The sequence below is a fragment of the Bacillus sp. AFS040349 genome (assembly GCF_002577655.1).
Taxonomy (GTDB): Bacteria; Bacillota; Bacilli; order Bacillales; family Bacillaceae; genus Metabacillus.
This window is the reverse complement of the sequence record NZ_NUMC01000012.1, coordinates 24,105-32,508: the sequence shown is the minus strand read 5'-3', so window position 1 is coordinate 32,508 and position 8,404 is coordinate 24,105. Positions and strand designations below refer to the sequence as shown.

Sequence of the window (8,404 nt, the reverse complement as noted above, 5' to 3'; positions counted from 1 at the left end):
AACTTTTTGGGTTCAGTTCAGAACGGGTGGTTTGCTCTGCGGCTGAAAGCCTTTGTTACTGACCAAACCCTAAAGGGCTACTGAATGGTTCGCCAGTTGTACTACTTTTACTGGCCAGACCTCAAAGGCCCCCTACCTATTTCCTTTTCTTTTTCTTTACCTCTTCACCTGTAAACGGATCAATGTATTCCATCATACTTAATTGCTCTGCGACTATATCATCTTGTATTTGATTACGTATATATTCTTCTATTACTTTCTTATTTCTTCCAAGTGTATCCACATAATATCCTGTACACCAAAATTTCCGATTCCCGTATCTATATTTTAAGTTTGCATGCCTATCAAATATCATTAAGCTGCTTTTTCCTTTTAAATATCCTACAAACTGGGATACACTTATTTTGGGTGGAATACTCACTAACATATGTACGTGATCTTTACAGGCTGTTGCTTCAATAATTTCAACACCTTTTCTCTCGCATAGAGTACGTAGTATTTCTCCAATGTCCTTTTTGATTTTCCCATAAATTACTTGTCTTCTATACTTAGGTGCAAACACGATGTGATACTTACAATTCCAGGTTGTATGTGCTAAACTATTAGTGTCTTTTGACATTTAAAATCCTCCGTATGCTGATATTTTGGTTGGCGAACCAAAAATATTTTAGCACCTCGGGGGATTTTTTTTAATACCACGCTAGAAGCTTTTTAGAACCCTAGGCCTAGCCTAGGGTTTTCTTTTATATAAATTAAAAATCCGGCTCCCATTGGGAACCGGATTAAATGTTAAAGTAAGGTGCCGCAATTGCCGCATCGTAAGTTATAGAGTTTTAAACCACCACTCCTACAAGTGGGTGTTCGCAGAAGGTTTCATATCGTCCTCTTCATAATGGAGGCTTGATAGTCCGTCTTCAATGTAAAACTCCCTATTTCAGCTTAAAGGTTAAAACTTTATAAAAAATGCGTACAGCGCAGCTTGTATAGTTATAATACTAGAAATTGTAGGTGAATGCAATAGGAGATTTTTCCACCCCATTACTTTAGGGATAAACCTTTTTATAAATTCATGTTGCTTGCCTATTAACTCTTTTTAATAGTGATTATAGGTAAGGTAAGCAATTTCATAATAGATTCAGCACGATCAGCAATCCACTGGGCAGAATGTTCAAAAGCTTCCTCTAAGGAGCAAGGGCCAGGAACAATTGAAAAGGCAGCATATATTCCTAATTCATCTAGCTCTTTTTGGCTCAGTTGAATTGTTCCACAGAGACCTATAACTGGAATCTTCTTTTCTCTAGCTTTATTCGCAACTCCTTTTATTACTTTCCCGGATAATGTTTGCGAATCTAATTTCCCCTCACCTGTGATAAGTAAATCAGTTTGATCTAGCAAATTATCAAACTGACTTACTTCTAATATTACATCAATTCCTGATCTTAGTTTTGCATTACAAAAGGCAATTAGTGCAGCTCCCATACCTCCAGCAGCACCTCCACCAACAAACTCTCTCATATTGATATTTTTTTGCTTTAACACAATTTCACTAAAATGAAACAAAGCTTGATCAAGCTGATGTACCATTTCTGGTGTGGCTCCTTTTTGAGGTCCAAAAACTGCTGATGCACCATTCGGTCCACAAAGAGGATTTGTTACATCGCTAGCAATTGTTATTGTTGACTCAAATAATCTTGGATCTAAATTTGTGTCATCATAAAACGCAAGATCTATTAAGGAAGCACCACCATCTTTTAGGACTTCATTAAAGCTATTATAGAATTCTACTCCTAGTGCCCTAAGCATTCCAACACCACCATCATTTGTTGTGCTACCACCAAGTCCAATAATGAATTGACGATAACCCGCGTCTAAGGCGTGCTTTATTAGTTCACCAGTACCAAAGCTAGTTGAAATCATCGGATTTTTTTCTGTATCTTTTAAAAGGGGAAGTCCTGATGCTTGTGCCATCTCAATCACAACTGTTTTTTTATCACCTAAAACCCCATAAACTGCATTAACTTCTGCATTTAAAGGACCACGGACATTAACACGATTCAACTGACCATTACACGCAGCCACCAGGTTGTCAACAGTCCCTTCCCCTCCATCAGCTAGAGGCAGGAGACAAATTTTTGCATTTGGATGAACGCGTAGAATTCCTTCTTTAACGGCTTGACAAATATCATACGCTGAAATTGATCCTTTAAATGAATCTGGAGCAACGATTATTTTCAACTTGATCGTCTCCTTTTTAATTCTATTGTTAAAACAGTCATTGAAGCACACTCTTACACTTAGGCTAAATCACCTTACAATACCTGATGAGTTAACACTCTCATTAGCTCTTCCATCACCTGATCTGGTGGTAACATTCGATCTCCGCCTCCTTGTACAAAGAAAGGCTTTCCTCCACCTTTACCGTTAATCAACGGTAATACCTCTTTTAAGACAGAATTCACATTAATGTTAGTATTTTCACTTCTAGCACAAACAAGTTGTAGCTTCTCTTGATGTTCAGTTATAAACATAACAATAACATCTGGATATGTAATTAAGTCCCTTGCTAAAGTTTGCAATTCACTTAATGTACGATCTTGAAATATGGTAGAAATTAAAAAAAATCCATTCCATTTTACCGCATTGTCTAATCTTTCTTTTACTTCATATCGAATTAATTTATTTGATAAGTCTTTTACCTGCTCTTCTAATTCCTTAGTATTATGTAAAAGCCTTAAAACAGCATTAGGAATCATTTCCTGCCGAGCACTTAATTGTGTTGTCAATGTTTGTATTACTTCATTTTTTTGATGAAGCTGTCTTGTTACTCTACCACCACAAACAAACTGAACACGCGTATATTTTTTCTGTTTTTCACTTGTTAGTATTTTTAATAAGCTAACCTCACCTGTTGATCTAGGGTGAGTTCCACCACAGCCGTTGTAATCATATTCTGGAATTATCACAAGACGAATGTCTTCACTAACGGCTAATTCTTTCCGAAGGTGGAAACCTGATAATTCCTCTTTTTTATCCACCCATTTTGTCAAAATGGGTCTATTCTCTAAGATGATTTTATTTGCCAATGTTTCCGCTATATGTATTTCTTCATCTGTAAGGGATGACGTATCAAGATCGATCGCACATATTTCTTCACCAAGGTGAAAGCTTAATGTTTTATAGCCTAGGTTGTCCTCAAAAGCCGCAGTTAGAATATGTTGCCCGGCATGTTGTTGCATATGATCAAACCTTCGATCCCAATCAATCACACCGTTTACTTCTTTCACATTTATACTAGTTTCCATATAGTGACGAATCTCACCATCAACCTCTTCCACCCTTAGCACGTTTATATCATGTAATGTTCCTTTATCAAATGGTTGCCCACCACCTGTTGGATAAAAGGCAGTTTCTTGTAATACAACAAAATAGCCGGATTCATCATGGTTGCTCTTAATCACTTTCGATGAAAATTCAGTTTGATAAACATCATCGTAGTATAGCTTTTTAGTCATATAGCCCACTCTCTTCTACAGTTCTTATTTAAGAAAACTTTGTCAGAAAAAATCATGAAACACGTAATCTTCAATATTAAGAATAAAGTGTATTGGTACCATCCAACACACGCCTATCAATTGACAAGTTTTCTTTATTTTTACTATAGCATAAGAACAAGAGATCTTCGGGACTACTCACCTATATTATTCTCAAACCACTCCTGTAATTGTTCTAAAGATGTAAACGTGAATATTTCTTCTCCGTTTTGACCGTTATCGTCCCCTGCATTTCCTCTTAATGTGATTTGACCCTCATCTTCTGAAAGCAATATCGCATAAGGATGCTCAACATTTATATATCTTGAATCAAGGTCTTGATCAAGCCACCTTTTACTTTTTAAAAAATCATGACAATGTTTCAATGAAAATCCTCCTTTTTCTTATTACTATTTTTTATTGTTGACTTATTAAGTAATAAAAATCATTCATTTATGACAGAAAAATATTAATAAAATATTTTCTCATAGAAAAAACTTACGATAGGGAAACTGATATCAAGGGGGTTATATAATGGCAAATAGAAATAAGTTACTTGTCCCTGAGGCAAGAGAACAAGTAAACCAATTAAAAGCAAGAGTTACAAATACAACTAAACCGGAGCAGGCTAAATATGAAGCAGCAAAAGAATTAGGAATTCCTTTGCATGAGGGGGACAATGGAAAGTTATTATCCAAACAAGCCGGTAAAGTTGGTGGCAAGCTTGGTGGCGATATGGTCCGAGAAATGATTAAGCTAGCTGAGCAACAGTTGAAGAATGAAAGAAATTGAATCATTATTTTCTTATAAAAACAAAAAACAAGGGTTTAATTACGCCCTTGTTTTTCATCAAAAAGTAAAAACTCTTTTTCATTCATAATAATCTCATTTGGTACATGCTTTGTTTGTGGTTGTCGATTTCGATGATTAAACCAAACACACTTCCATCCTACTTCAATCGGCGGAACAATGTCATTTTCCCAAGTATCTCCGATGTACAGGCATTTACCTGGGTTAATATTCATTTTCGTATGAACATGTTCAAACACACGGCTATCAGGCTTAGCCATTCCAATTCCATCTGAAATAAAAATGTGCTCAATTGGAATTAACTGATCTATTTTTAGTGCCTTTAACTTGTTCATTTGATGGTTCACAGGTCCGTTTGTAATAACTCCAACAAACGGTTTAGTTTCTATTAATTGCTTTAACAATAAGAGAACAGTTCCAAATGGCTTTATTTGTTGTTGCTCTTGTTCATAACGCTCTTGTATAGCCAATGCTTGATCGTCTGTAATAGATATTTGATAATCTAAGAATGTACGTGTTAGTCGTTGTATTCTTAACTCTTCAAGACTTAATTCACCTTTTACATGTTCCTTCCAAAGTAGGTCACTATAATGTCTGACTTTTTTATAAAACTCTTCTGCCTTTGAACGAGGTAAACCAACTTGATAATATTCAAGGGCGTTTTGGAAAGGCAATAATGAATCATATAAAGTATCGTCCAAATCGAAAAAAACTGCTTCAGAATTTTTTATACTATTCATATCCCGCACTCCCGTATCTCTATATCCCTTTTTAAATAATAAAAAAAGAGTAGGCTTTATTTTGAAATAGCTTTGGTTGAACTTCGAATAACTAATTCAGGCTGATAAACTTTTTGATAAGTACCAGCTTTATCTCTATTTTCTACTGCAGAAACAACCCATTTTGCCGCTTCAACTCCCATTTCCATTTTCGGATGAGTTACAGACGTAATCTTTGTCTCAGAAGCTTCAGCTAAATAAGAATCATCATAACCTACAATAGAAATATCTTCAGGAACCTTTAGTCCTAGTTCACGCAATAAATTAAGAACACTAATAGCTACCTCATCGTTATAACACACAATTCCAGTTGGTCTTTCGCCAGATAATAGAACACCTTTAAGTTTGTTTAGAAACTCCTCTTCTTTTTGCTCTGTTGTATACGTAATAATCATTTCAGGAAAGAACGCAATATTCTTTTCTCTAAAAGCTCTAATGAACCCCTGCATACGATTTAAACCCTGAATATCATCACTTTTGAATAAGCCGATCACCTTTCGATGACCTAGACCAATAAGATGATCTGTTGCAATATATCCACCTTTTTCATCGTCTAAAATAATATGCGGCGGATTTAATTGTGGGTAGTACTGATTGATCATTAAAAAAGGTGTATTATTTTGCTCCATTTGCAGATAGTAATGTAAATTTGGATTATAACTACTACTTCTAGTTGGTTCTACAATCAAGCCATCTACATTTCTATTTATCATTGTTTCAAGGCATTGCCTTTCTTTTTCAGGATTGTTATCAGTACAAGCAAAGGTTAACGAATAACCTTGTTGTGAGAGATGTGATTCAATTCCTTTAATAATGGATGGAAATATGTAATCAGTAATATATGTTGTTATAACACCAATATTTTTACCGGTTGGAGGCATACGTTTAGCTTCTGTTCTGCGGTTTGCGACAAACGTTCCTGCACCCTGTTCTCGATATAAATACCCCTCATGTACCAAATCTCCTACAGCTTGTCTAACTGTATGTCTACTAACTTCAAACATTTTGACAAGTTCATTTTCCGAATAAATCTTTTCCCCTGGTAAAACCTTTCCCTCATTAATCCATTCTTTAATTTTTTGTTTTACCATCCCGACTTTCGTTTGTTGCGCCATTATGTCACCACTTTCAGCTTGTATGTTACCGTATAACTTATTCGTACAACTGCTTTCATTATTATATACTACTAAGGACTATTAATAAAACGTTAATTATTATAGCAAACTGTTAGATATATCCACTTTATTTTAAAAGAAAACATTTCATCAGCAAAATTTTTTTGCACATAAATGCCACCTTATTTGGCATTTTATCTTTCTTTCAAATAAAATAAGTGAGAAAATAGATTGGTTCTTTCTTGGCATAAAAATTGCATGATATTTAGTAGAAATACGATATTAGGTTTACTTAGAGATTAAGAAGGGTTTTTATCAAATATACGATAAAGACCTTAAGAAGCTTCATATTTAAGATTAGTTAATACGTCGGAGAACACGTATAAAAGGAGAGGTGTTTTTGTGGAAAAAATGTTAAAAAAGGAAGTTGAGCAAAGAAATACATATAAGACAATCGATTATTTACAGTTCATTATTCCATCATTACTAGGAATTTTACTTTTTGTCATTCCTATATCAATTAACGGAGAAATATCTGTTACAGTTGCTCTACTAGCAAATTTTATTCAAACTCTTCTCGGAGAAACATTACCCTTTATCGCAACATTTATTATATTTTTAACTGCTGTAGTCTCTTTGTATACGAAGGTTTTTCAACCAAAAAAAATAATCAACCAATCATTTTTAAATAAACTTTTTAATGTTTCCTGGATTTGGCAAATAACGAGAGTATTAGGGATGATTTTCTCAGTATCTGCTTTATTTCGTATAGGTCCTTCCGCTGTGTGGAGTGAAAATACAGGTGGATTGCTTTTATACGATTTAATTCCTGTTTTGTTTTCAGTCTTTCTCTTTGCAGGTATACTTCTACCGCTGCTTCTCGATTTTGGATTATTAGAGTTATGTGGAGCACTTTTCACAAAAGTAATGAGACCACTATTCACACTTCCTGGACGATCATCTATTGATTGCTTAGCCTCTTGGCTCGGTGATGGTACGATAGGAGTACTTTTAACTAATAAACAATATGAAGATGGCTATTATACAAAACGCGAAGCAGCGGTCATCGGTACAACCTTTTCCGTTGTATCCATTACCTTTACAATCGTCATTATGTCGTATTTAGAGTTGGAAGCATACTTTGGCAGTTTTTATCTAACTATTGTACTTGCAGGTATCGCATGTGCACTTATCAGTCCAAGAATCCCTCCCTTATCACGCAAATCTAATACTTATATTGGTGAAGTCGAAAAAGAGGATGAGCTAATTCCTCCTGGTGTGTCAAGCTTCAAATGGGGGGTCAACCGTGCTGTTCAAGAAGCAAAAAAAGTTAAGTATTCGAATGTCATAAAAGGTGGAGTTGAGAATGTAGTTGATATGTGGTTAGGTGTTTTACCAATTGTTATGGCAATCGGTACACTTGCACTAATCATTGCTGAATACACTCCATTATTCAGTATTCTTGGTACTCCATTTATTCCATTATTGGAGATGATGCAAATTCCTGAGGCTGCAGAAGCATCACAAACGATGGTGATTGGATTTGCAGATATGTTTTTGCCTGCTATCATTGGAAGTGGAATTGAAAGTGAAATGACACGTTTTGTCATTGGCTGTTTATCGATCACACAATTAATATATATGTCAGAGGTCGGAGGGTTGCTATTAGGATCTAAACTCCCGGTTTCTTTTCTTGATTTAGTGATGATCTTCCTTCAACGTACAATTATTTCTCTACCAATTATTGTGCTAATGGCACACATCGTATTTTAATCTTTATTTTTGATAAGATAGATTAACTAAAGAAAAGAAGCCCTATTCCAGAACTGGAACGGGGCTTCTTTATTGATTTTTTGAGTCTAAAAACTTTTCAATTAATCAGACCCAGTTATTTTATTATCATCATGCAATCTAGCTAAGAATGAACACCTGTATACAGGATCTCCAGCCTTCACAGAAATATCCTTTACTAGCCCACTAGCACCAATTGTTATATTAACTACATTTCCTTTATCTGTTTTTATCTGAAAAAGTGTTTCCCATTCATAAACATACTCATTTTCATTAATACAAACTTGTGAGACAACTCCATCATCAAGACTTTCAATAGAATAAATATGATTCATACTAACCTTCCACTCCTCATTTATAACAAGTATAAAAAGCCTTT

General features: G+C 34.9%; 9 protein-coding genes. 2 read left to right on the top strand and 7 right to left on the bottom strand.

The annotated features are described in order from the left end of the window. Window positions 1-136: 136 nt before the first annotated feature. From tnpA to COD11_RS03310, 4 genes are all read right to left on the bottom strand, one after another. Window positions 137-619: an IS200/IS605 family transposase gene (gene tnpA, locus COD11_RS03330; protein ID WP_098795336.1), complete on the bottom strand. Its 483-nt coding sequence runs from the start codon at window positions 617-619 to the stop codon at window positions 137-139. Window positions 620-1,083: 464 nt separating this feature from the next. Next, the gene (locus tag COD11_RS03320; protein ID WP_098795335.1) at window positions 1,084-2,235 is read right to left on the bottom strand and encodes a glycerate kinase; all 1,152 of its coding nucleotides are present in this window, start codon (window positions 2,233-2,235) and stop codon (window positions 1,084-1,086) included. Between the two features lie 74 nt (window positions 2,236-2,309). Further along, window positions 2,310-3,512: an alanyl-tRNA editing protein gene (locus tag COD11_RS03315; protein WP_098795334.1), complete on the bottom strand. Its 1,203-nt coding sequence runs from the start codon at window positions 3,510-3,512 to the stop codon at window positions 2,310-2,312. 173 nt (window positions 3,513-3,685) lie between these two features. Then, window positions 3,686-3,916, bottom strand: a complete 231-nt coding sequence (locus tag COD11_RS03310) for a hypothetical protein (RefSeq protein WP_098795333.1) — start codon at window positions 3,914-3,916, stop codon at window positions 3,686-3,688. A 148-nt stretch (window positions 3,917-4,064) separates the two neighbouring features. On the opposite strand from COD11_RS03310, the gene COD11_RS03305 reads away from it, so the two are divergent. Continuing rightward, window positions 4,065-4,322 (top strand): alpha/beta-type small acid-soluble spore protein, encoded by a 258-nt coding sequence (locus COD11_RS03305; protein WP_098795332.1) that lies wholly within the window; start codon window positions 4,065-4,067, stop codon window positions 4,320-4,322. A gap of 35 nt (window positions 4,323-4,357) precedes the next feature. Here the strand turns inward: COD11_RS03305 and COD11_RS03300 are convergent, their stop codons facing one another. Together COD11_RS03300 and COD11_RS03295 are read right to left on the bottom strand one after the other, a co-directional pair. Next, window positions 4,358-5,080, bottom strand: a complete 723-nt coding sequence (locus tag COD11_RS03300) for an HAD family hydrolase (RefSeq protein WP_098795331.1) — start codon at window positions 5,078-5,080, stop codon at window positions 4,358-4,360. A 56-nt stretch (window positions 5,081-5,136) separates the two neighbouring features. Then, window positions 5,137-6,234, bottom strand: coding sequence for a GntR family transcriptional regulator (locus tag COD11_RS03295; protein WP_098795330.1), 1,098 nt, complete (start codon window positions 6,232-6,234; stop codon window positions 5,137-5,139). 411 nt (window positions 6,235-6,645) lie between these two features. Here COD11_RS03295 and COD11_RS03290 point away from each other — a divergent pair, with 411 nt between their 5' ends. Further along, entirely contained in the window at window positions 6,646-8,007 is a 1,362-nt protein-coding gene (locus COD11_RS03290) for a YjiH family protein (protein WP_098795338.1), read from the top strand. 101 nt (window positions 8,008-8,108) lie between these two features. Here the strand turns inward: COD11_RS03290 and COD11_RS03285 are convergent, their stop codons facing one another. Then, window positions 8,109-8,360 carry a biotin/lipoyl-containing protein gene (locus COD11_RS03285; protein ID WP_098795329.1) on the bottom strand — a complete coding sequence of 84 codons (252 nt, stop codon included), beginning with the start codon at window positions 8,358-8,360 and terminating at the stop codon, window positions 8,109-8,111. Window positions 8,361-8,404 lie beyond the last annotated feature (44 nt).

Coding starts and splice junctions, on each gene's coding strand:
- COD11_RS03305 (WP_098795332.1), top strand. CDS start 4,065: ATGGCAAATAGAAATAAGTTACTTGTCCCTGAGGCAAGAGAACAAGTA.
- COD11_RS03315 (WP_098795334.1), bottom strand. CDS start 3,512: ATGACTAAAAAGCTATACTACGATGATGTTTATCAAACTGAATTTTCA.
- COD11_RS03285 (WP_098795329.1), bottom strand. CDS start 8,360: ATGAATCATATTTATTCTATTGAAAGTCTTGATGATGGAGTTGTCTCA.
- tnpA (WP_098795336.1), bottom strand. CDS start 619: ATGTCAAAAGACACTAATAGTTTAGCACATACAACCTGGAATTGTAAG.
- COD11_RS03290 (WP_098795338.1), top strand. CDS start 6,646: ATGTTAAAAAAGGAAGTTGAGCAAAGAAATACATATAAGACAATCGAT.
- COD11_RS03295 (WP_098795330.1), bottom strand. CDS start 6,234: ATGGCGCAACAAACGAAAGTCGGGATGGTAAAACAAAAAATTAAAGAA.
- COD11_RS03300 (WP_098795331.1), bottom strand. CDS start 5,080: ATGAATAGTATAAAAAATTCTGAAGCAGTTTTTTTCGATTTGGACGAT.